The following is a 22350-nucleotide window of genomic DNA, read 5'->3' as shown; positions in this document are numbered from 1 at the left end:
TTTTTTTTATGCTACAACCGCCAGCTCATCACCCTGTAATTTAAATACCGCCATACTGGCTGACAATGCATCAGCTTGCTCCTCCAATGAACGCGTCGCCGCAGCGGCCTGTTCAACCAATGTCGCGTTCTGCTGCGCAACCTGATCCATTTGAGCAATTGCCACATTCACTTGTTCAATACCGCTACTTTGCTCATAAGAAGCTGCTGATATCTCGCGCATCAATGCCGTCACGCGACTGACTTCATCAGCAATCTCATGCATAGTTTTCCCTGCGGATTCAGCCATATCCGCGCCTTCCCGCACACGATTTTGCGATTCAATAATCAAATCTTTAATTTCTTTTGCTGATTGCGCACTGCGCTGTGCCAGGTTACGGACTTCGCCCGCGACCACCGCAAAACCACGGCCCTGCTCACCGGCTCTGGCTGCTTCAACCGCCGCATTAAGCGCCAGAATGTTAGTCTGAAACGCAATGCCGTCAATGACGGCAATAATATCGGAGATGCGGCGCGAACTGGTGGTAATTGCCTGCATTTTATCAACCACATGGCTGACGACTTTGCTGCCTTTATTGGCGATGTCTGACACACTCATCGCCAAGCGATTAGCCTGATCTGAGTTTTCAGCATTCATTTTCACTGTCGAGGTCAGTTGCTCCATACTGGCCGCAGTCTGTTCTAATGAAGATGCTGATTCTTCCGTTCGTTCAGCTAAATGGGTGTTACCTGCGGCTAACTCCCGCGAACCCACCCCAATTTGCCCACCAACATCACGAACATTACTGACCGACACCACCAGCGATTGCTGCATGGTTTCCAGTGCTCTTGCTAGCCGAGCCAATTCCGTGTTGCCTTCACTGTTAATACTGTGGGTTAAATCACCAGCGGCTATATATTCCAACTGGTGAATTGATTGCTCCAATGGCCGCAAAATAATGTATTTAAGCGCAAACCAGGCCAGTACCGCAGAAACTAAGGTAATTATCCCCGCAACCACAATGATCGTCAGTTTGATGTTGGCGGCACTATTGGCTTTATCAATTTGTAGACGGCCGGCATTCTGCGCATAACTGCGAAAGGCCACGACATCATTATTAAAAGCTTTACTGATAGCAGTAATGCTCTTTTCCAGCACCTCATAATACTCATCCGCATAGCCCGCTTTAATAGCAGCGAGCATGGGAGTCACGCCCTTATCTACATAATCTTTATAGCTTTTCTGGATATTAGTCGCCAGTGTCTGTCCATCTCCCCGCTCAGATACTGCGCTAATAAAATGGGCCATCTCCTTTTGTGATAATGCCAATGACTCTTCGGCCTGCTTTGCCGTTTCTAATGATTCATCAATTAGCCCAATTTCTAACTGATGGATTGCCAGCGCGGCTTCAGTTCTGGCGCTTAATGTGGCATTGAAGCTATTCGATAGCGCTCCCAGTTCCTCCCCCTGGATTTGATTGATAGCTTGCAATGCGCGTGAGCTTTCTCGAATTGAATTTACGCCAATGATACTAACAATTAATAAAATCAATGACATAAGACTTAACTGAGCAATAAGCCCATTTTTAATGGTAATCTTTTTTAACATCGGTTTTTTCCGGTTATATGCAAATGGTTAAGATTACAAAGTATTAGCAGTACAGAGGACGGTCTTATTGTTTGATTAAGTTATCGGCGGTCACAGAGTCGTCTTGAACTATCAGCGGAAAAACAGCTTAAAATAGATACATTTAGCTAATGACGGGATTTTATCTCAATGAAATAGCCCTGATTCAGGCAATCTCACCGCCATCAAGCAATGAAAAGGACAGGAATTCAGATAAGACTTGGCTATAATAGCCAGCACTCCATTTCTGGTTTGATAAAAGGAAACCGACATGAGCTTGAACGACGTACCTGCAGGTAAAGACCTGCCAGAAGATATCTATGTTGTGATCGAAATCCCTGCCAATGCAGATCCGATCAAATATGAAATCGATAAAGAGACTGGCTCTCTGTTTGTAGACCGCTTCATGTCTACAGCTATGTTTTATCCGTGCAACTACGGCTACATCAACAACACCTTGTCATTAGATGGTGACCCGGTTGATGTGCTGGTGCCAACGCCGTATCCGTTGCAGCCAGGTGCAGTGATTCGTTGCCGCCCAGTTGGCGTGTTGAAAATGACTGACGAAGCGGGCGAAGATGCCAAGCTGGTTGCGGTTCCGCACAGCAAACTGACCAAAGAATATGATCACATTAAAGACGTGCAAGATCTGCCAGAGCTGCTGAAAGCTCAGATCAAACATTTCTTTGAGCATTACAAAGATCTGGAAACTGGCAAGTGGGTAAAAGTTGACGGTTGGGAAGATGCCGCCGCAGCTAAAGCTGAGATCTTGTCTTCTTTCGAGCGTGCAAAGAAGTAACTCTCTGTTTTACATTGAAAAAAGCACATAGCAAAAAAGGCACCTTCTGAAAAGGTGCCTTTTGAGTGAACAGCAAAAAACACCGCCATTGCGCGGTGTTTTTATTTTTCTTTATGTGGATATCTAACTTTGTGGCTTTTCATTTTCGTCATTGCGCTTGAGCCAATCACCACTGTAAATGCGCGGTAACCCTTCAATCGGTAAACGATAAAGATATATCCAAGCACTGCCGTAAGGCGTTTGGATCAACTCACGCCGATAATCCTTGGTATTACTTTTTAGTTCATCTAACTCATTCATAATAGACGAGTTAATCCGATAAACTTCACAATGCACAGTGCCGTCTCCGGGAACAACTGCCGGATAATGACCTAAATTGTACATATCAAAGCCTTCAAGGTCATGTTCGCCCAATAACTGGGCGTCCGTCATCCAGTGACTATTACCTTGCTTGCGCCGTAAACTACCGTAGACAATAATTCGCATTGTTAGAACTCAAACTGATAAAGCACATCTAATGCCTGATCAATACCAGACACCGCTTCCAGATACAACCTTGGCATCAACCGATAACGTAATGTTAACGTAGCCAGCGAATCAAATATACCTACACCATATTTTACTTGTAGGTCTTTGGTGACATAGCCACTCACCACCACTTGTGAGCTATCGCCAACTCCTTGAGTGTCCAGCGCCAGGTTACTGACACCAAATGCCTCGCCGATTTTACCCACCAGTTTACCACTTTGCGCCACGCCCATGCCGACCAGCATTGAGGTCATCATGCCGCTGTCAGCCCCGGAATTGCCCAAGCCCTGCCCACGTAACAGATAGGATAATGCTTCTTGCTGCGACATCGCCGGGTCTGAGAATATTTCTAGCCGTGGTGAATCCGCCATGCCGGTCACCCGCACGCCCGCTGTTACGCCGTTGGCGGTCGCATCAGGGTTACGAATTGCCTCAATATTGAGTAACGGCTGATCCGGCGGCCCGGAGAACAGCAATATCCCTTTGTTAACAATCAAGTCTTGGCCATAAGCGCGGAAGCTGCCGGATGGGATATTAATCTGCCCATTCAGCCCTAACCCGCGCTGATCCTGCACCATTTTTAAATTGCCCTGTAAACGCGCTTTCAGGCCAAATGCATTCAGACGAACATCATTACCCACCCGAATCACCAGATTACTGTTAATCGGAATACTGGCTGAGCGCGGTGAAATTGGCTTCAAATCATTATTGAGCATCACTTCATCAGGCGAGACGCCGACCGCGCTTTCCGGCACTTCTTGCACGGTAATGCGCGCCCACGGGATATCAACCGAGCCATTGAGAGTAAACAGTTGCGGCGTGGCTTCAAAAACAATATCCGGCGAAACATCAATCCGCACCATCGGTGGGACAGTGACCCGCAACTTATCGCCTTTCGCCGCAATTCTGGCCCGCCAAGCATTAATATCACGCCAGTCGGCATCGCCAGAGAGATTAAGCTGCCCCTGAGAGGTGCGAATCAACCCCTCCAGTGTCGAGGTCATCCCGTCGAAATTCATCGCCAGACGCCCTTCAGTGATATCAAATGGCATCCAGCTACCATCGACATCCACGTTATCCAGCGCCAGACGGCCAAAGACTAACGGGCTTTTCGCATTGCCGCCCAAACGGAGGTTGGCGTTTAGTGTCCCAGCGGCTTTTTCACCGTCACTCAGAATCGGGTTAATCATTGCTAGCGAGAAATTACTGATAGCAATGTTACCGGATAAATTACGCCGCCCTTCCGGGTCAGCCACCTGCACCTGCCCGGAGAATTGACCATTATTCACCAGTTTAATCAACCAGTCGGCCCGCACCTGCCCATTCGCCAAACCGCCATTCAGATTCAGGGTTTCAAAAGCAATTGGCAGCGGGTTGCCCTGCACCATTTGCTGGACTTTGACGCCATTCCCACTGAGTGACACCCGCACATCCGGCAAGCTGCCACCGGCCTTCCAGCTCACATCAGCCCGCCCGCTGAACACGCCACTCATGGTGGTATCCGGGCCAAGGAAAGGTTTTATCATGGCTAAATCAAAGCGATTCAGTACCACCGCCGCCTGCCCACTCGGGCCTGCTTCAATGGCGCGCGGCACACAAAGCTCGGCATTCGGGTTAAGCCAACAATGTGGCCCGATGGTGACCCGCTCGAGGGTGTTTTGGTAATCCAATGCAATAGCACGGCTTAAGCGCCATTCACCGACCGGTGTATCAAAGCGCGTGTTATTCAGCGTTCCACGCCAGCGCTCTTGCTGCCGGTCGAAGCTTCCCTCCAACGCCAACTGCCCGGAAACCGGCTCGCCCTGCATATTGAGGCGTAACTGATGCTGTTTTTCACTGCCACGAGCATCCAACGTCAGGAGGCTGACCAGCAAGTCAGCTTGCTTGAGTTGCTCGACTCTGATGGCCAACTGGCCCTGAATTTGATCTGTCGAGCGAACATCGCCATCAATTTTGACCCGGTTAATGGTCAATTCTTGCCATTGCAGACGATTCGCCGTGAGATCCGCCAATAACTGCGGCGCTTTCAGGTTCCCACGCAATTTCAGCGTCCCTTTGACCACACCGCCCAACCCCGGCAACGCGCCATCCAGTTGTGGCGCATCGACATTGGCATCAAGCAGCCAGTTATCATTCAGGTCGCCTTTGACATCCAGCTTATTGCGCCCTAATGCCAGATTGATGCCCGGAATATGCCACTGACCCGCTGCATTGCCGGTCAATGAACCGCGCGCAGTGACGCGATTTTGTTTTACATTGCCGTCCAGTGTTAGCTCCGGTACCTGTAATTGCCAGCTACCGCCGTGGAGACTGCCGCGCGTCACAATCTTGCCATCCAGTTTTGCTGGCCATTCCGGCCACTGTTTGGCGGTATTAATGCCCGATAAAGTTAATACCGAGTTCCAACTGATCGCTTTGCTCCAATCCACCACCCCGGTCAGGTCAGAATTACCTTGCAGTGCCGCCAGACGTAAACGTGTCAGATTGAATTGCTCGACATTCCCTTTGCCATCCAAAGTGAAAATCGCGGGCGGCAAGTCGGTTCCTTTAAAATCCGAGCGAATGGAGAGCGCATAATCTGTCGCCGCCCCATTGAAGCGCATTCTAAGATTATCGAGTTGAAACTGAGGTTCGCCGCTCAGTGGCCAATGCAATTGCTTGCTTTGCAGAGTGAGTGCCATTGGCAAACCCGCCTGCGCCAACGCGGTTTCGGCCTCTAGTTGCGCACTGACCGGGCCGGACAAATTAAGCGCGACCTTGAGTTGCTCACGTAGTTCGCCGCCCACAGTCAGCTTCACTTTCTCGCCTTTCAGTGGCTCAATATTCAACCCACTATTGATGGTCATACTCAGCGGCCACTTATCCGCCAGTGTCGCCTCACCTTGGGCGGACAATGTCCCCTGCGGCGATTTTATATCTAGCGTATTCAGTATGATGCGATTTTCTTGGGTACTGGCTTGCAGTAAAACATGGGTGATAAGCACATCGGTATCACCGGTCAGCCGGAGCTGTTGCCCTGAAATTTCTTTAATCTGTAGATCCAGCGGCAGCCGGAAGTCCGGCAAATCGGGCAATAACGGCTTGGCAAACAATTCTTTTAAGGTGTCGCCCAGCGGAGTTTCAGGTAGTGCGGGAGCCGCGGCCTGTTGCTCAACCGCTTCTTTGACGGCGATGGCGGTTTCAACTGCAGGTTTAGCGGCATCAGGGACAATAGCGGGCACGGTTTTCGGCAATGCTATCAATAACCCACTGATTTTAGTCGGCATCAAATCTAACGCCCGTTGCTGCCAATGTGCGCCCGAGCGGAATTCATCCAGTGAAATCGCGGTGTCATCAATAGTCACTTTGACATTATTCAGCGATAGCAAACGTAAAGTTATGGGATACGGGGTACTCAGTTCGCCCATCGGCTCAGTGCTGGCCGGGGTTTCTGCCGCCGGCGGCATGGCTTTGGTATCCACCACCACATCCACATCTTGTGCGGTCAGCGCATTGACGCACAGTTCACTGCGTTTCAAGCATGAAAGCTGTAAAGACAGATGAAGCTGCCCGGCTTTGACACTAACACCCGGCATTTGGTACTGAATACCTTTGAGTGTCAGGTCACGCCAGCCCCCACTGACACTGGCTATATCCAAGCCAGGTACCCAACGCGCGGCGCTGTTGATCAAAAAATGCAAACCGCTGGTGGTGCCGAGTAAGCCCGCCACAGTTCCGACCAACAGCAGGATAATGAGCAGAAACGCAATACTGAGTCTCTTTACCCACCTCAGTCTCTTTACTGGCATCGGTTTCTCTACCGGCACCTGTTCCTCTATCTGCGTCGGTTCTTTTATCTGAGTCATAGTTCAGGCCCCAAACCGATATAAAATTGCACGCCACGTGCTTCGTTGTCACCAATAGGTTTCGCGATATCCAGCTTAATCGGGCCAACCGGGGAAGCCCAGCGCACCCCGACCCCGGCACCGGTTTTTAAATCACTCTTGCGAATATCATTTACCGCTTCACCGGTATCGACGAATACCGCCCCCCACCAGCGGCCGGTGACGTTATATTGATATTCGAGGGAGCCGGTGGCTAATTTAGAGGCACCGGTTAACTTACCTTCACTGTCGCGCGGAGAAACATCACGGAATTTATAGCCGCGAATGCTGCGGTCCCCACCGGCGAAGAAGCGTAATGACGGCGGCACGCGGTCAAAGTTATTGGTTTCAATCCAGCCCAAATTGCCGCGCACGACAAAACGGTTTTTCTCACCCAAGGTGCGTATCCACACGTTTTGTGCCTGGAAGATGCCGAAATCAACATCAGACCCCCAAGTGGTATCAGACCAATCAATGGAATAGCGCTGGCTATCACCCCAGACCGGCATTGCTCCACCGCGCTGGCGGGTGCGGTTAATGCTCACCCCCGGATACAGCAGCATGGTGGTGTCCGTCACACTGCCCTGAGTAAAGTGATCCAGACTCCAGCGCAAGTTGATTGCCCGCTGCCAACCACTGGATAAATCCCAGAAGCGGGCGACGTTAAGGGTGGTGGTATCTGATTCGGTGTCATTCAGATCCGTGCGTCTAAACCCGCCCTGCAACAGGTAATATTGTTCAAGCGGGTTTTTTAACAGCGGGATTCGATAGCTGAAATCCAGCGTCTGCTCAGGAGCCGAGAGAGTGGTGCTGGTGGTGAGGCTGTGGCCGTAGGAGTTCACCCAAGGTTTACGCCAACTGGCGGTCAAACGCGGGCCGATATCAGTGGCATAACCGCCCCCCAACTCAACGGTATTCTCTGTTCGTGGCGTCACGACTGCATCGAGCGGCAAAGTTCTGGTTTTTTTCGCATCGCGGAAATCGGGTGAGACGACCACGGAGTTAAACCAGTTAGTCGCAGAAAGACGGCGGTTCAGTTCAGCCAGATCATCTGCGGAATACAATTGCCCCTCATGAAATGGCACTAAATTTTGCAGAAAATCCTCGCGGATTTGTGAGCCTTGGAAGATAACTTTACCGAAGCGATAGCGCTCGCCACTGTCGAAATCAATATCCCAGAAAGCTTGGCGCAGTTCTGCGGCAACACCTAACTGGCTTTTGATCATATTGGCATCGAAATAACCCCGGCGTAATGCCAGACCGGTCAATGAACTTTTGAAATTATCAAAAGCGCCATGATTAAGAACCGAGCCAATTTTGGGCGTATCGCGGCGCACCAGTGCCAAATAGTCGGGATCTGTTTTCGCCCCGCCTTGCAGCACAATATCCACACCAGCAATCAAGACTGGCTCTCCGGGAACCACGGTGACGACTAAAACGGAGCGCGCGGGTGCTGGGCGCTGTTGTAAATCAAAAGTGATGGTGGGGTCGTAATAACCCAAAGCCCGTAGCCCCTGGCGAATGGCTTCATCCACCCGCGAGCGAAAACGCCCATCAGCCGTGATTTCATCAGTGCCAATTGTGGATAAACGCGCCCTGACGTTTCTCTCTAAATCCCCGCTAAGGCCCTCTACCTGCAACCGAACATTGGCCGCATAGGCGATGGGTGTGGCGAGCAATACACACAAAAAACATAGAATAGGGTATCGTGGCACGCGCACTCCTAGTGAATTGTACTTTCCTATAAAAAACGATCTTACGGGCATGTAAAAAAGTGGCATCAAACGCACTATACTCTAAATAATTCGAGTTGCAGGAAGGCGGCAAACGAGAGAAACCCGATGAGCTTACTGTTTTGTAAGTGATTCGGGTGATTGAACGTAGCCAACGCACATGCAGCTTGAAGTATGACGAGTATATTATCCCGCGTACAAAGACCGATTAAAGCCTGTTTCCCCTAAAACTCCACCTTAAGCCGCTACATTAACGTGGAATGGGTCTTATTGTGTGCAAACTCGCAATCAGATACAACTGTCTATAACCATTCACTGTAAACATCTTGTTAGTTATTTACTGTAAACTTTGGACTAACTGTAAACATTGGAGCCTATTGTGGTGCAAAATTTTGATAAAACTACCGTCATTGATGTGGCGAATGCTTTACCGGGGCGACTGACACCAATGCCAGTGGCAACTCTCCATGTGGTTAATGGGCACTCCATGACGCATGTACCTGAAAATAGTGAAGTTGCTATCTTCGCCATGGGCTGTTTCTGGGGTGTCGAGCGCCTATTTTGGCAGCAACCGGGCGTTTATAGTACCGCTGCGGGCTACAGTGGTGGATATACCCCAAACCCAACTTATCATGAAGTGTGCAGCGGGCACACCGCCCATGCCGAAGTCGTGCGCGTTGTTTTTGACCCCGCCGTGATTAGCTATAAGCAACTATTACAGATTTTCTGGGAAAATCACGATCCCGCTCAAGGAATGCGCCAGGGGGGAGATGTCGGAACTCAATATCGTTCAGCCATTTACGTGCTGACACCCGAGCAGGAAGTGCAAGCGCAAGAGAGCAAAGCACTGTTCCAGCAAGCCATGGAAAAAGCCGGTGACCGCCGGATGATTACCAGTGACATCACTGCCGCCCTGCCGTTTTACTATGCTGAAGATGACCATCAGCAGTATTTATACAAAAATCCGCAGGGATATTGCGGCCTGGGCGGCATTGGCGTTTGTATGCCACCTAATTTGTAAGGCTGGCGGCGCTCTCGTCGCAACTGCTAACCCTAATGACTTGGCGTTGCAGGTAGGCCGCAAGTGAATAAATCCCGATGAGCTGACACGGGTCAGTGATTCGGGTGACAAATCGGGCAGGAACCGATTTGAACGCGGCTTGCAGCGGCCTCGCAGAGGCGAGGCCCATGGACGGGCCGAGTAACGAACGTAGCTAACACCGCTGCAACTTAAAGTAAGACGGGTTATACTACTTCAGGCTGTTTACTCAGCCCGATAGCGGCTTTCTGCCGTCATCTTGAATTCAACATTGAACTCATTGAATTAACCCAATAAAACAGTATGGCCCTTCCTTACGAGCGCCGGCGCTATCGTCGGTACGACACGGACAGATTATGTTAAACAGTATTTTACTGATTCTATTTTTAATCGCAGTGAGTGCCTTTTTCTCGTTATCCGAGATTTCACTGGCAGCATCGCGAAAAATTAAATTAAAACTTCTGGCAGATGAAGGCGATATCAACGCCTTACGGGTACTTAAATTACAAGAGACTCCGGGGATTTTCTTCACCGTGGTACAGATTGGGCTGAATGCCGTTGCTATCCTCGGCGGTATTGTCGGTGATGCCGCATTCTCCCCTTCTTTCAAAGTGATATTCGAACGCGTTATGTCGCCGGAGCTGGCTGATCAAGTCAGCTTTATCTGCTCATTTGTGCTGGTGACCAGCTTATTTATCTTGTTTGCAGATTTAACCCCGAAGCGCATCGGTATGATTTCACCTGAAGCGGTTGCCGTTCGTATCGTCAACCCGATGCGCTTCTGCATAATGATTTGTCGCCCATTAGTTTGGTTCTTCAATGGGATGGCGAATTTGATCTTCCGCCTATTCAAGCTGCCAATGGTTCGCAATGATGACATCACATCGGATGATATCTACGCCGTGGTAGAGGCTGGTGCATTGGCGGGGGTATTACGCAAACAAGAGCACGAGCTGATTGAAAACGTCTTTGAGCTGGAATCTCGCACCGTCCCCTCTTCCATGACATCCCGCGAAAGTGTGATTTATTTTGATCTGCGGGAAAGTGAAGACAGCATCAAAGAAAAGATTTCGACCCATCCGCATTCAAAATTTTTGGTCTGTGATGGTCATATTGATCAAGTGGTAGGTTATGTTGACTCTAAAGACTTACTGAACCGGGTATTGGGCAACCAAAGCTTGGTACTCAGCAGTGGGGTGCAAATCCGCTCGGCGTTGATTGTGCCGGACACACTGACACTCTCTGAAGCCCTGGAAAGCTTTAAAACGGCGGGTGAAGACTTCGCAGTTATTCTCAACGAATATGCTTTGGTCGTAGGGATAATTACTCTGAATGACGTGATGACCACGCTGATGGGCGATTTAGTCGGCCAAGGGCAAGAAGAACAGATTGTGGCCCGTGATGAAAACTCGTGGCTGATTGAGGGCGGCACCCCAATTGAAGATGTCATGCGCGTTCTGCATATTGATGAATTCCCGCAATCCGGCAATTATGAAACCATCGGCGGCTTTATGATGTATATGCTGCGCAAAATTCCCAAGCGCACCGATTTCGTCAAGTATGCCGGTTACAAGTTTGAAGTGGTGGACATTGATAGCTACAAAATCGACCAGTTATTAGTGACCAGATTCAGTGACCAGCCGACCCCCATATTGCCAAAAGCGCCGCATGAAAGCAGCGATGCATAGCCGGCCAGCTAACCAAAATCGTGATTCCTGAAAACATTAGCGGCCCCTAATTAGGGGCCGCAATTAATTCTGTACGGACTGATGTCATACCCAAAGTTATTGGAGTTACAGCTAGGCAGCAAGCGAATAAACCCCGATGAGCTTACCCAAGTAAGTGATTCGGGTGAGTGAGTGCCGCTAACAACGCTGTGACTTCAAGAAAGAAGGGTATCTGTTTGTAGGCGCATCACTTGCCGGTTAACTTCCGACATCACCTCAAAATGGCGTTTATCCCTAACTTTCGGGATTAAAATTTTGCCCTTATCAAACTCAAAAGCCCCCATATCCTTGATATACAACCGGCCACGAAACAGTGTTTTGACATACATCGCGATTTTTGCCGGATTGTAACGTTGGAAGATCCTCATTGTTTTACTTTCCTCCCATAGCACTGATACGCACCCTTTGGCGCCTTAGCGACCAAGTGAGCAGGTAGCGTAAGATAATTGCAGAGTAATAGACCTAGAGTATCGTGTTAAGTTCCCGCAAAACCAGTCATTGATGCTGGACTTACACAATATTACAGTGTTATTGAGAGAAAGTGAGAGTTTGTAACAGAATAACCATCTAGTTACTGTCAGAAATAATTATTTTAGACAAACAGGACAGACCTCTGATCTGCACCTATTATTGGGTAGCTTGCCTGTTTACAGGAATAAGCACCGACATGATTCATAATAGCCATAAGATCCCAAAGGACATCCCATGATAAAAAATAGCCTGCTTATACTGTCGCTGCTGTTAACCCCCTTTATGGCTAGCGCGCTCACCATCCAAGTTGGCCAGCGGGTTCCGCCGGTGGGTGTCAGCGATAAAGGCGAATTAAATTACGATAAGGCTACTGATCAGTTTAGCTACAAAAACTGGAATAGCGCGCAATTGCCCGGAAAAGTGCGAGTTGTCCAGCATATTGCAGGCCGCACATCAGCAAAAGAACTGAATGCGCCGTTAGTGGAAGCTATCAAGCACGCTAATCTGCCACACGAACATTACCAAACGACGACAATCGTCAATACCGATGACGCTATCTTCGGTACCGCGGTGTTTGTGCGTAATAGCATCGAAACCAATAAGCGGGAATTCCCCTGGTCACAGTTTGTGGTCGACAGCAACGGGAGTGTCAAAAAGGCTTGGGGTTTAGCGCAGGGAGGCTCGGCTATTGTGGTACTGGATCAGCAAGGAAATGTTAAATTTTTCAAAGACGGCGCGCTGACCCCCACCGAAGTGCAGCAGGTCATCGACCAACTGCACCAGCTAGTGAAGCAATAGTATTAGAATATAGACACCCGAAAGCCGGGGTTCAGGAAAGATTCACGGGGGGTATAAGACAGTGGTTTACCCTGCCAATCGTGAACCTGCGCCCCAGCAGCCATAGCAACAGCATGTCCGGCGGCGGTATCCCACACATTGGTCGGCCCAAAGCGCGGGTATAACTGTGCTTTTCCTTCGGCTACCAAACAAAACTTGAGTGATGAGCCGACAGATACCGTCTGATGCTCGCCCAATTGTGCCAAATAATCTTCCAGTTCGGCATCACTGTGGGAGCGGCTGACCACCACCAGCGGCGGGACGGCGTCGCGCACCTCAATCTGCATGCGCCGACCACACTCTTCTTTCCACGCCTGACCGTTTTCCGCGCTGTACATCACCTCGGTCACCGGGGCGTAGACCACTCCCAGCACCGGCACCCCTTGGTCAATCAAGGCGATATTGACGGTAAACTCGCCATTACGGTTTAGGAATTCCTTGGTACCATCCAGTGGGTCAACTAGCCAATAGCGCTGCCAGTGCTGCCGCACCGCCCAAGTCGGGGGATCTTCTTCCGATAACAGCGGGATATCGGGGGTCAATGCCGCTAACCCGGCTTTGATAATCTGGTGAGCCGCTAGATCCGCCGCCGTGACGGGAGAATCATCCTTTTTGTGGGCCACATCCAGGGGCTTCTCGCCCTGATAGACCGCCATAATCGCCACGCCTGCCTCGCGGGCCAGTTGGCAAATTTGCTCTAACATCATCCACCCCTTGGTATTATGAGTCATGTCGAATATTGATAGTGATGCTTAAATCAATAAGGGTTCCTGTAAGGTCTCACTCTATATTCATTTTAGAACGTAAAACTAAAATAAAAATTAATCATGACAAAGCCGAGTCCCCCTTTGGCAGACTAATAATTTTCCAGCCAAATAGCCACCTTTGCAGGATAAGGCCCAATGAAATCAGGGGAATTAACCTGCTGCAACTGTGAGCATCTCGGCGTTATCCGAAACCATTTTCTGCCAAACTTCACACTTTGCTATGACGACCTATTAAATTTACATATTCTTTTGCGATACAGGTCGAATTGTTTTGTTAATGGAAAAGACACAATGGAGAAAGCCATGTTTAAACGTCCACTGACGTTATCCCTCCTTGCCAGCCTGATTGCTGTCGCAACCTCAACCGCGCAAGCCGCTACTGTTGATTTGCGAGTACTGGAAACCACCGACCTGCACAGCAATATGATGGATTTTGATTACTACAAAGATAAACCTACCGAGAAATTTGGTCTGGTTCGCACCGCGAGCCTTATTGAAGCCGCTCGCCAACAAGCCACTAACAGTGTGCTGGTGGATAATGGCGATCTCATTCAGGGCAGCCCTCTGGGCGATTATATGGCCGCCAAAGGGCTAAAGGCCGGTGAGATTCACCCTGTTTATAAGGCGATGAATACACTGGACTATACCGTGGGTAACATCGGCAACCATGAATTTAATTATGGTCTGGATTACCTGAAAAAATCACTGGCGGGGGCCAAATTCCCCTATGTGAATGCCAACGTCATTGATGTCAAAACCGGTAAACCGCTGTTTCAGCCCTATTTAATTGTCGACACCCCGGTCAAAGATCGCGACGGGAAAAGCCATAATCTGCGTATCGGCTATATTGGCTTCGTGCCCCCGCAAGTGATGATATGGGATAAAGCCAATCTCACCGGCAAAGTCACCGTCGATGACATCACCGAAACCGCCAAAAAGTGGGTGCCGGAAATGCGCCAGCAAGGTGCCGATTTAGTGGTCGCCATCCCCCACTCCGGCCTCTCCAGTGATCCCTATAAAACCATGGCGGAAAACTCGGTTTATTACCTCAGCCAGGTGCCGGGAATTGATGCCATTATGTTTGGTCATGCCCATGCTGTCTTCCCAAGCAAAGATTTTGCCGCTATCAAAGGGGCGGATATCGCGCAAGGGACACTCAACGGTATTCCGGCAGTGATGCCCGGTCAGTGGGGTGACCATCTCGGCGTGGTTGATTTTGTGTTGAATAATGACCAAGGCCAATGGCAAGTGACGCAAGCCAAAGCCGAAGCTCGCCCTATCTTTGATAAAGCCACACAAAAATCGTTAGCCGCCGAAAATACAAACCTGGTCAAGGTGTTAGCTGCCGATCACCAAGGTACCCGCGATTTTGTCAGCCAGCCGATTGGCACAGCCTCGGATAATATGTACAGCTATTTGTCACTGATCCAAGACGATCCGACCGTACAAATTGTCAATAATGCCCAACGCGCCTATACCGAACACTTTATTCAGGGCGATCCTGATTTAGCTGATTTACCGGTGCTTTCTGCCGCCGCCCCCTTTAAAGCCGGTGGCCGTAAGAATGACCCAGCCAGTTTTGTCGAAGTGGAAAAAGGCGAACTGACTTTCCGCAATGCCGCCGATTTGTACCTTTACCCGAACACCTTAGTGGTGGTCAAAGCCAGTGGCGCGGACGTCAAGCAGTGGCTGGAGTGCTCTGCCGCGCAATTTAATCAAATTGATGTCAACAGCAGCAAGCCGCAATCGCTGATTAATTGGGACGGTTTCCGCACTTATAATTTCGATGTTATCGACGGAGTTAACTATGAAATTGATGTCAGCCAACCTGCCCGCTATGACGGCGAGTGTGCGCTGATTAATGACAAAGCCGAGCGCATCAAAAATCTGACTTTCAACGGCAAACCCATTGATCCCAAAGCGACTTTCCTGATTGCGACCAACAATTATCGCGCCTATAGCGGTAAGTTTGCCGGTACCGGTGATAGCCATATTGCGTTCGCCTCACCGGATGAAAACCGCGCGGTTCTGTCCGCTTATATCAGTGCGGAAACCAAAAAACAGGGGCAAGTGACCCCGCAAGCAGATAACAACTGGCGTCTGGCGACTCTTGATAGTCAGCATCCGCTGGATATCCGCTTTGAAACCTCGCCAAGTGCCAAAGCCGCTGAATTTATTCAGCAAAAAGCACAATACCCAATGAAAGCAATGGGGACGGACGAGATTGGTTTTGAAGTGTATCAAATTGATTTACAGAAGAAATAACTGCTAGCAACAGCGCTTTACGGAGCGCTGTTGCTAGCTCGCTTACCTCTTTAGAGCTATATCGCGAACCATAACATGTATTTATTATGCATCTTATAGATATTTAATTACTCAATGAGGTGTCATCATGGATTACCGCAATCAGTCTCTGGGTGCTTTGGCTATCGCCATTCCACGGGCAACAAAATTATTTCGTCAGCATCAGTTGGATTTCTGCTGTGGTGGCAAGCAAACACTGTTACGAGCAGCCACTAAGCTAAATCTGGATATTGACGCGCTAGAGGCGCAGTTGAGCGCCTTGCAAACCGAGCTACAATCATCTGAAGATTGGCAGCAACAACCGCTGGCAAACATCATTGATTTTATTATCAGCCGCTATCACAACCGCCATCGCGAGCAACTGCCAGAATTGATTCTAATGGCTGAAAAGGTTGAGCGCGTTCATGGCGAAAAACCAGCATGTCCTCGGGGGGTGGCGGCCGAACTTAGCGCTATTTTAGAAGAACTTACCCAGCATATGTACAAAGAGGAGCAAATTCTGTTCCCGATGATCAAACGCGGTATGGGGTCACAAGCCGGTGGGCCAATATTTGTCATGGAAGCTGAGCATGATGCGGTAGGACAACAGTTGGAAGTGGTTAAACAACTGACACAAAATATGACGCCACCAGAGGGTGCCTGTAACACCTGGCGGGCGCTTTATACCGGTATCAATGAATTCATAACTGACCTGATGGAACATATTCATCTGGAAAATAATTTGCTGTTTCCCCGCGCACTGGATGGCGAATAACCTCACTGTAGATTACAGACCCATTCAATAAACGCAAAAAGGGCGACATCATGTCGCCCTTTCTCATGCCATTCTCTGTCTAACTTACAGAATTTCCAGCAGTTCCACTTCAAACATCAATGCGCTGAATGGTGGGATAGTCGCACCAGCACCACGCTCGCCATAGGCCAGGTTATGTGGGATATACAGCTTCCACTTAGACCCAACTGGCATCATGGACAGAGCTTCAATCCAGCCGGGAATAACGCCGCTGACTGGGAACTCGGCTGGTTGGCCGCGCTCAACTGAGCTATCAAATACCGTGCCATCAACCAGGCGACCTGTATAGTGCACACGTACACGGTCTTGGCGAGATGGAATTGGGCCATCACCCGCCTGTAATACAGAGAATTGTAAGCCGGACTCGGTGGTGGTGACATCATCACGCTTGGCATTTTCTTCCAGGAATGTTTTCCCTTCTTCTACCAAAGCCTGTTGGCGTTCAACGCGAACTTTATCAGCTTTTTCATGCACTTCTTGCAATGCGCGATGTATTACATCAACAGGGACAGTCGGTGTATTCCCTTCCATCGCGTCACGCAAACCTGCCAACAATGCTTCTGGCAATAAACCTTCCAGCCCGGACTCTTGCAATTGCTGCCCGATTTGTAAACCAATTCCGTAGCTCGCTTGCGCTTCAACGCTATCAAAAGAAGGGATTGTCATGGATTTTCCTTTAGTCACTAATCATGTCGAAGCCGCCAGCATAACAGCAGCAGGGGAGCGCGGTAAAATCTTGCTTCGTGAATGATGACTTTTATCGTAGAAAAAGAAACAATGGTAGCAAGCTAATGGGGAATATCCCCGTTTATACCCGTCATGCTTCAAGCAAGAAAGGTTATACTTAGAAGCCTATGGGTAAATTGCCCTTTTGTTATTTATGTTGTTGAAGAGAGGTCACCATGGGCAGAATCGCGCCCAGGAGAAGGAAAAACACTCGAGTTTATCAGCCATTGCTACACGCCTGGCTGAGTATCCGGCAGAGGGTATTGCCGGAGACTAAAAATGCTGATGATCAAAATCTGATGTCAGAAGTCAGTGTGTCTGAACACATTTCTCCTGCTGAGGATATCGCCTCGACTGAAAATAATGTGTCCCCGCAAACTGCCGCAGCAGTTGCACAGGAAAAAGGGATTAAAGGGCTGTTACTGAAAATCTGGCATTTACCGGACAGTTTTGAGTGGATGGAGCCGTTGCCTCTCTTTCACCGCCGCTGGGTCATTATTGCGACCACGGTATTACTGCTGGCACTGCTGTGGCCGGCTTCCCGTGATAATACCAATAACACCTTCCCGGTGAGTGCGCCGTCCACTGACGTGCCACTACAGGCCCAATTACAAGGTAATCTTGATGCTCCGCCACCTCCAACGGTGGCGTCTCCACAGATACCGCCGTTACAGGGGAACTGGCAGAGTTATCAAATTCAATCAGGAAAAACACTGGCGCAGTTGTTCCGCGATAATAACTTGCCGGTGAATGAAGTTTTTGCGATGGCGCAAGTTGAAGGGAATGATAAACCGCTCAGTAACCTCAAAGCCGGACAAGAAGTTAAAATCATGCTGGATGCAGAAGGCATGGTGGCGGCGCTGGCCATTGAATCTACCAAAGCCATTGAATCTACCAATAGTACGGAAGCGCTATTTACCCGGCAAAACGATGGCAGTTATCGTCGCGAACGTTAACCCCAGCCGCCCAGAACCACTTCTGTTTACCGCCTTATTTTCTTTGATAATGTTATCCCGCCGCTCCCGCAGTAGGTTGTTTATGGATGGTCCACACCATTCATAACACCAGCGAATACCCATACTCACAAGGGAGTGATTATGAAATATAAATTGCCTGTTTTATGGCTACTTTACGCCCCATTTAGCGCAGTGGCTCAGCACTGTCCGGCGATTAATACTATCCAACAAATAGGGTTATTTTATTCCGCCGAAGCCGACGGTGACGAGCAATGGACAGGCTCCTTGCAAGGGTCTATACCGCAAAACAAAACCGCGATTAAAGATTTCAGTGAGGCACTTTTAATTCTCAACAGTGAAAATGAGGAGGGAAACAGCGTCCATCAGGGGATATTTCAAAAGTGTATTTATAACTTGCAGGCCGAGGGTTGGCAGTTAGATATGTATTACGGGAATAAAACCTGGCCGGTCTCCATCAGTGGCAAACCTCATTGGCAATATCAGCAGACGGCTTTTCTTGAAATTTACCACTGTTCAAAAGTGGCGGCTGAGGAGTGTCAGTTTGATATTTTGCCATCGGAATCAGCATCCTAACGGCTATTTACTCTTTACCAGAAAGCCAGACACTGTCAGAAAACAAGACATCGCCAGAAAGCAAAACGCCAGCACAAGGCTGGCGTTTTAGCAGGTTAACAGCAGCGTAACTTACGCTTCTGCAACCACAATCACGTTCAGTTTAGCGAATACGTCGCTGTGTACCTGGAAGTGAACTTCATGCTCACCAGTGGTACGCAGAACGCCATTCGGCAAACGAACTTCGCTCTTGGCCACTTCAACGCCAGCTGCAGTTACAGCGTCTGCGATGTCGCGAGTACCGATAGAGCCGAACAGTTTGCCTTCATCGCCAGATTTAGAAGCGATAGTAACGCTAACCAGTTCGTTAATTTTAGCAGCGCGAGCTTCAGCAGCAGCCAGAACGCCAGCCAATTTGGCTTCCAATTCTGCACGGCGTGCTTCAAAGAACTCTACGTTTTTCTTAGTTGCCGGAACAGCTTTACCTTGTGGAACCAGGAAGTTACGAGCGTAGCCCGCTTTAACATTCACTTGGTCACCCAGGCTGCCCAGGTTTGCTACTTTATCAAGCAGAATAACTTGCATTACCTTATCCTCTCAAAGTCGTTAATGGACAGTGGCCGATTACTGATGACGATCAGTGTACGGCAACAAAGACAGGTAGCGTGCGCGCTTGATACAACGGGCGAGCTGACGCTGGTATTTTGCGCGAGTACCGGTAATACGGCTCGGGACAATTTTGCCACTTTCAGTGACATAATTTTTCAGCGTAGCGATATCTTTATAATCAATCTCTACAACGCCTTCCGCGGTAAAACGGCAGAACTTGCGACGACGGAAATAACGTGCCATTTGGCTAGTCTCCAGAATCTATAAATTCAATCTGCTCGGCATGCAGAACCAATTTGTTCAGCCCATTGCGACCTTGATGGCAGCTAATGAAGCCTTCAACGGTTAACTGACTGCCGACCGTTATGCTGTGAGTTAATGCTTGTGACTTTTGTCCGCTGACAATAACAGGCATTCTGCACCATGTTTGTCGGCTGAATCCGGCTTCCTGCTGTGTTGATCGGTGCTCAAGCACAAATTGACAATGCGGAATGCCAGAAGGACTGACTTTTCGAACCGGTGTCTTGCACACAGTGCCAGAGAGTACCAGACGATTAGTGGTCACCACGGCAATTACTCTTCAGAATCCCCAGCTTCAGAATCATCATTGGCTTCTGACGCGAAGTCGTGACGCTCACGGCGTTCGTCTTTCGCTTTAACCATTGGTGATGCTTCAGTTACCGCGTGTTTAACGCGCATAACCATGCTACGGATAACGGCGTCGTTGAAGCGGAAGTTTGTTTCCAGCTCATCGATCGCTTCCTGCGGGGCTTCAACGTTCAGCAGAACGTAGTGAGCTTTGTGCAGTTTATTGATCGGGTAAGCCAGCTGACGGCGGCCCCAGTCTTCCAGACGGTGGATCGTACCAGCAGCATTAGTGATTGTTGCACTATAGCGCTCGATCATGCCCGGAACCTGTTCGCTTTGGTCAGGATGGACCATAAAAACGATTTCGTAATGACGCATCGATTATTGCTCCTTACGGATTATTCAGCCTCCTGATAGGGTCAACCGCGGCCCATGGAGGCAAGGAACGTGTTTGTGTGCGGCTGAAAAATGACGCGTAACTATACTTGCGGGCGGATTGAAACTCAAGGATTGCCGGGGATTTATTCTTGTTCTAACCATTACTCTGCTAAAACCGCACTTTTTGTTCATGACAGAACCTATGGATGTTAATCCATTAGTCCGCTAAATCTTTCAATGAAATCATTAGCTCCGCATGAATATTATTCATTTTTTTTGACAAAGTGAATCAATTATCACGTATTTTTAAATTAACAAAAGAGACTAAAATTAATTACATCCACCGCAAAACAAGCGGCGCAGCTAACTGAAAGTTATTCAAAGTATATAAATAAGATATTGGAGTCACCGATGAAACATACACTCACCATCGCAACCCTACTCGGCTTGGTCTTATCGACCAGCACTTTCGCTGCCACAGAAATAACCGCCCAACAAGCTATGCAGCAACAGCGCGTCAGTATCGGCGCATTGTCACTGGGCCACAATGTGGTTTCTCCTGATGACGCCACGGCGCAAATCAGTCAATTAGCCGATGAACGCGGAGCCAGTTCTTATCAGATAATTGCTATGCATGAACCTGGCGATAACAGTTCCATACACGTTAATGCCGTTCTCTATCGCTAAGATTCAATAGATAAATACAACACCAGAGAAACACCCAGAAATACAGAGAAAGAAAAAGATTGCCCGCAGACCCATTCCCCCCGCTTGTCGGGGGTTTTTTATAGATATTGACTAAAGAAAAGCGTCCCCGCAGCCAAGGCGGTTGGGGTGATTTTATGCCCAATCCCTGCTTCGGTGAGATAGGTTAGGTGCTTATCGCGCCCACTGATTTGCAGAGCTTGAACCAACCGCGCACTCTCTGCCGCCGGTACCACCTCATCCGCTTCACCATGCCAAACCAATAATGGCCGATCAGCAATTTTTTCTAACTGATGGGTAAGGTCATAATCTGTCAAAGGTGCCAGACGGCGCTCAAACTCTGCCGCGCTGACCTCGCGTCCGCCCTCCAAGGGAGGAAACAGCGTGTGCGCCAGCGAGGTAAAATAACCCGACCCCATAAAATCGGCGGCGACACTGACCCACGGATAGCGGGCAAACGCGCCCAACGTCGTCATCCCGCCCATTGATGCTCCCGCAACACCAATCCGCTCTCCCTCAATCAATCCCGCCTGTTGATAATGTTGTTTAATCGCGGGCAACTCATCAATATTCGATTTCAGGATCTCCCAAAAATGAGAAAGTCGCCGAGTTTCATTACCCTCAAAACGCGCGCCATGCATGTCCGCATCCGGCACGATAGTGCGAAAACCTGCTTGTGCGAAAACATAAGCAAAATAGGAATAAACCTCTTTTGACGAGGTGTAACCGTGATAAAAGAAAATGGTCGGTAGCGGCTGCTGGCGCTTACCCGCAGGGGCCGCATGGATGACCTCAATCCCATTAATGTTTTCCAGCGACATCTCAATCATGGCGAGAATCCTTTATTTATCAAGCACAGCATCAATACGAAAAACTGATTTATAGACTTAAAAACTTAATGCAGTTTGAAGTATGGCGGGTATAAAGTCTTAAACTAATTTCTTCCAAGATATTCCCTCATCTTGGCGCTTGAGCGTTACACTTGAGAAATAATGGGCTGGGCGGTGACGGCCCTGCTGACAAAGAGGTAAAAATGAAGATAAAACGCGCAATGGTGTTCCTACTGATCACTCTTGGACTTTCAGCTTGCAGTGCTTTTCACGTCACCCCGGCTCCGCCGCCTGTGGCTCAGCCCTATGCTCAGGAAATTACCCGCGCACAGAGCCTTAATTTACAAAAAGTGGGCTCCGTCTCAGCTCAAGTATTTGGCAGCCCAATGGATATCGAAGCTGAAATTAAACGCAGGGCAAATGCCAGTGGCGCGCCCTACTATTTGATTATCATGATGTCTGACAGTATTTATCCGGGCATTTGGTATGCCAACGCACTGTTGTATAAGTAAATTATTG

22 protein-coding genes are annotated in these 22350 nt (G+C 49.1%); 10 read left to right on the top strand and 12 right to left on the bottom strand.

What is annotated here, in order from left to right:
* Positions 1-6 precede the first annotated feature (6 nt).
* The gene (locus tag OP863_RS02265) at positions 7-1587 is read right to left on the bottom strand and encodes a methyl-accepting chemotaxis protein (protein WP_265525841.1); all 1581 of its coding nucleotides are present in this window, start codon (positions 1585-1587) and stop codon (positions 7-9) included.
* A gap of 289 nt (positions 1588-1876) precedes the next feature.
* On the opposite strand from OP863_RS02265, the gene ppa reads away from it, so the two are divergent.
* The gene (ppa, locus tag OP863_RS02260) at positions 1877-2404 is read left to right on the top strand and encodes an inorganic diphosphatase (RefSeq protein WP_038636859.1); all 528 of its coding nucleotides are present in this window, start codon (positions 1877-1879) and stop codon (positions 2402-2404) included.
* A 123-nt stretch (positions 2405-2527) separates the two neighbouring features.
* Here ppa and OP863_RS02255 read toward each other — a convergent pair whose 3' ends face one another.
* From OP863_RS02255 to tamA, 3 genes are all read right to left on the bottom strand, one after another.
* Positions 2528-2890 (bottom strand): gamma-glutamylcyclotransferase family protein, encoded by a 363-nt coding sequence (locus tag OP863_RS02255; RefSeq protein WP_038636863.1) that lies wholly within the window; start codon positions 2888-2890, stop codon positions 2528-2530.
* A 2-nt stretch (positions 2891-2892) separates the two neighbouring features.
* The gene (tamB, locus tag OP863_RS02250) at positions 2893-6705 is read right to left on the bottom strand and encodes an autotransporter assembly complex protein TamB (RefSeq protein ID WP_265526224.1); all 3813 of its coding nucleotides are present in this window, start codon (positions 6703-6705) and stop codon (positions 2893-2895) included.
* A 68-nt stretch (positions 6706-6773) separates the two neighbouring features.
* Positions 6774-8510 carry an autotransporter assembly complex protein TamA gene (gene tamA / locus OP863_RS02245; RefSeq protein ID WP_145588797.1) on the bottom strand — a complete coding sequence of 579 codons (1737 nt, stop codon included), beginning with the start codon at positions 8508-8510 and terminating at the stop codon, positions 6774-6776.
* 400 nt (positions 8511-8910) lie between these two features.
* On the opposite strand from tamA, the gene msrA reads away from it, so the two are divergent.
* Together msrA and OP863_RS02235 are read left to right on the top strand one after the other, a co-directional pair.
* The gene (gene msrA / locus OP863_RS02240; RefSeq protein WP_072103611.1) at positions 8911-9549 is read left to right on the top strand and encodes a peptide-methionine (S)-S-oxide reductase MsrA; all 639 of its coding nucleotides are present in this window, start codon (positions 8911-8913) and stop codon (positions 9547-9549) included.
* Positions 9550-9923: 374 nt separating this feature from the next.
* A complete protein-coding gene (locus tag OP863_RS02235) occupies positions 9924-11255 on the top strand; it encodes a hemolysin family protein (protein ID WP_038636876.1) in 1332 nt (443 codons plus the stop codon).
* Between the two features lie 194 nt (positions 11256-11449).
* Here OP863_RS02235 and OP863_RS02230 read toward each other — a convergent pair whose 3' ends face one another.
* Positions 11450-11662: a DUF1107 domain-containing protein gene (locus OP863_RS02230; RefSeq protein WP_005175427.1), complete on the bottom strand. Its 213-nt coding sequence runs from the start codon at positions 11660-11662 to the stop codon at positions 11450-11452.
* 337 nt (positions 11663-11999) lie between these two features.
* Between OP863_RS02230 and OP863_RS02225 the strand changes: the two genes are divergently transcribed.
* Positions 12000-12563 carry a YtfJ family protein gene (locus OP863_RS02225; protein ID WP_145588798.1) on the top strand — a complete coding sequence of 188 codons (564 nt, stop codon included), beginning with the start codon at positions 12000-12002 and terminating at the stop codon, positions 12561-12563.
* A gap of 2 nt (positions 12564-12565) precedes the next feature.
* Here the strand turns inward: OP863_RS02225 and cysQ are convergent, their stop codons facing one another.
* Positions 12566-13306 (bottom strand): 3'(2'),5'-bisphosphate nucleotidase CysQ, encoded by a 741-nt coding sequence (gene cysQ / locus OP863_RS02220; protein ID WP_186368341.1) that lies wholly within the window; start codon positions 13304-13306, stop codon positions 12566-12568.
* Positions 13307-13660: 354 nt separating this feature from the next.
* Here cysQ and OP863_RS02215 point away from each other — a divergent pair, with 354 nt between their 5' ends.
* Positions 13661-15634: a bifunctional 2',3'-cyclic-nucleotide 2'-phosphodiesterase/3'-nucleotidase gene (locus tag OP863_RS02215; RefSeq protein ID WP_265525840.1), complete on the top strand. Its 1974-nt coding sequence runs from the start codon at positions 13661-13663 to the stop codon at positions 15632-15634.
* Positions 15635-15761: 127 nt separating this feature from the next.
* Positions 15762-16427: an iron-sulfur cluster repair protein YtfE gene (gene ytfE / locus OP863_RS02210; RefSeq protein ID WP_038636891.1), complete on the top strand. Its 666-nt coding sequence runs from the start codon at positions 15762-15764 to the stop codon at positions 16425-16427.
* A gap of 84 nt (positions 16428-16511) precedes the next feature.
* Here ytfE and OP863_RS02205 read toward each other — a convergent pair whose 3' ends face one another.
* Entirely contained in the window at positions 16512-17132 is a 621-nt protein-coding gene (locus OP863_RS02205; protein ID WP_038636897.1) for a peptidylprolyl isomerase, read from the bottom strand.
* Between the two features lie 236 nt (positions 17133-17368).
* Here OP863_RS02205 and OP863_RS02200 point away from each other — a divergent pair, with 236 nt between their 5' ends.
* On the top strand, positions 17369-18148 hold the full coding sequence (locus OP863_RS02200) for a LysM-like peptidoglycan-binding domain-containing protein (protein ID WP_145588801.1): 780 nt from the start codon (positions 17369-17371) through the stop codon (positions 18146-18148).
* 141 nt (positions 18149-18289) lie between these two features.
* Positions 18290-18742 carry a DUF3757 domain-containing protein gene (locus OP863_RS02195; protein ID WP_038636903.1) on the top strand — a complete coding sequence of 151 codons (453 nt, stop codon included), beginning with the start codon at positions 18290-18292 and terminating at the stop codon, positions 18740-18742.
* Between the two features lie 111 nt (positions 18743-18853).
* Here OP863_RS02195 and rplI read toward each other — a convergent pair whose 3' ends face one another.
* The 4 genes from rplI to rpsF are packed head-to-tail and all read right to left on the bottom strand — an operon-like array spanning position 18854 to position 20296.
* Complete coding sequence (gene rplI, locus OP863_RS02190; RefSeq protein WP_038636905.1) at positions 18854-19306, bottom strand: 50S ribosomal protein L9; 453 nt, start codon at positions 19304-19306, stop codon at positions 18854-18856.
* A 39-nt stretch (positions 19307-19345) separates the two neighbouring features.
* Positions 19346-19573 (bottom strand): 30S ribosomal protein S18, encoded by a 228-nt coding sequence (gene rpsR / locus OP863_RS02185; protein WP_004392491.1) that lies wholly within the window; start codon positions 19571-19573, stop codon positions 19346-19348.
* Between the two features lie 4 nt (positions 19574-19577).
* Positions 19578-19898 carry a primosomal replication protein N gene (gene priB, locus OP863_RS02180; RefSeq protein ID WP_049613473.1) on the bottom strand — a complete coding sequence of 107 codons (321 nt, stop codon included), beginning with the start codon at positions 19896-19898 and terminating at the stop codon, positions 19578-19580.
* A gap of 5 nt (positions 19899-19903) precedes the next feature.
* Positions 19904-20296, bottom strand: a complete 393-nt coding sequence (gene rpsF / locus OP863_RS02175; protein ID WP_002210153.1) for a 30S ribosomal protein S6 — start codon at positions 20294-20296, stop codon at positions 19904-19906.
* Positions 20297-20707: 411 nt separating this feature from the next.
* Here rpsF and OP863_RS02170 point away from each other — a divergent pair, with 411 nt between their 5' ends.
* Positions 20708-20983: a DUF1471 domain-containing protein gene (locus OP863_RS02170; RefSeq protein WP_038636909.1), complete on the top strand. Its 276-nt coding sequence runs from the start codon at positions 20708-20710 to the stop codon at positions 20981-20983.
* Between the two features lie 98 nt (positions 20984-21081).
* Here OP863_RS02170 and yjfP read toward each other — a convergent pair whose 3' ends face one another.
* Positions 21082-21831, bottom strand: a complete 750-nt coding sequence (gene yjfP, locus OP863_RS02165; protein WP_145591765.1) for an esterase — start codon at positions 21829-21831, stop codon at positions 21082-21084.
* Between the two features lie 203 nt (positions 21832-22034).
* Here yjfP and bsmA point away from each other — a divergent pair, with 203 nt between their 5' ends.
* Entirely contained in the window at positions 22035-22343 is a 309-nt protein-coding gene (gene bsmA, locus OP863_RS02160) for a biofilm peroxide resistance protein BsmA (protein ID WP_145588803.1), read from the top strand.
* The last annotated feature ends 7 nt before the right edge of the window (positions 22344-22350 follow it).

The sequence above is a fragment of the Yersinia sp. SCPM-O-B-9106 (C-191) genome, from assembly GCF_026183365.1.
Lineage (GTDB): Bacteria > Pseudomonadota > Gammaproteobacteria > Enterobacterales > Enterobacteriaceae > Yersinia > Yersinia rochesterensis.
Note: the sequence above shows the minus strand (reverse complement) of the source record. Positions and strands in the feature narration are given on the sequence as shown.

Coding starts and splice junctions, on each gene's coding strand:
- OP863_RS02225 (WP_145588798.1), top strand. CDS start 12,000: ATGATAAAAAATAGCCTGCTTATACTGTCGCTGCTGTTAACCCCCTTT.
- OP863_RS02205 (WP_038636897.1), bottom strand. CDS start 17,132: ATGACAATCCCTTCTTTTGATAGCGTTGAAGCGCAAGCGAGCTACGGA.
- OP863_RS02215 (WP_265525840.1), top strand. CDS start 13,661: ATGGAGAAAGCCATGTTTAAACGTCCACTGACGTTATCCCTCCTTGCC.
- yjfP (WP_145591765.1), bottom strand. CDS start 21,831: ATGATTGAGATGTCGCTGGAAAACATTAATGGGATTGAGGTCATCCAT.
- OP863_RS02230 (WP_005175427.1), bottom strand. CDS start 11,662: ATGAGGATCTTCCAACGTTACAATCCGGCAAAAATCGCGATGTATGTC.
- ppa (WP_038636859.1), top strand. CDS start 1,877: ATGAGCTTGAACGACGTACCTGCAGGTAAAGACCTGCCAGAAGATATC.
- OP863_RS02200 (WP_145588801.1), top strand. CDS start 17,369: ATGGGCAGAATCGCGCCCAGGAGAAGGAAAAACACTCGAGTTTATCAG.
- bsmA (WP_145588803.1), top strand. CDS start 22,035: ATGAAGATAAAACGCGCAATGGTGTTCCTACTGATCACTCTTGGACTT.
- cysQ (WP_186368341.1), bottom strand. CDS start 13,306: ATGTTAGAGCAAATTTGCCAACTGGCCCGCGAGGCAGGCGTGGCGATT.
- OP863_RS02265 (WP_265525841.1), bottom strand. CDS start 1,587: ATGTTAAAAAAGATTACCATTAAAAATGGGCTTATTGCTCAGTTAAGT.
- rpsF (WP_002210153.1), bottom strand. CDS start 20,296: ATGCGTCATTACGAAATCGTTTTTATGGTCCATCCTGACCAAAGCGAA.
- OP863_RS02170 (WP_038636909.1), top strand. CDS start 20,708: ATGAAACATACACTCACCATCGCAACCCTACTCGGCTTGGTCTTATCG.
- OP863_RS02195 (WP_038636903.1), top strand. CDS start 18,290: ATGAAATATAAATTGCCTGTTTTATGGCTACTTTACGCCCCATTTAGC.
- OP863_RS02235 (WP_038636876.1), top strand. CDS start 9,924: ATGTTAAACAGTATTTTACTGATTCTATTTTTAATCGCAGTGAGTGCC.
- rplI (WP_038636905.1), bottom strand. CDS start 19,306: ATGCAAGTTATTCTGCTTGATAAAGTAGCAAACCTGGGCAGCCTGGGT.
- ytfE (WP_038636891.1), top strand. CDS start 15,762: ATGGATTACCGCAATCAGTCTCTGGGTGCTTTGGCTATCGCCATTCCA.
- rpsR (WP_004392491.1), bottom strand. CDS start 19,573: ATGGCACGTTATTTCCGTCGTCGCAAGTTCTGCCGTTTTACCGCGGAA.
- OP863_RS02255 (WP_038636863.1), bottom strand. CDS start 2,890: ATGCGAATTATTGTCTACGGTAGTTTACGGCGCAAGCAAGGTAATAGT.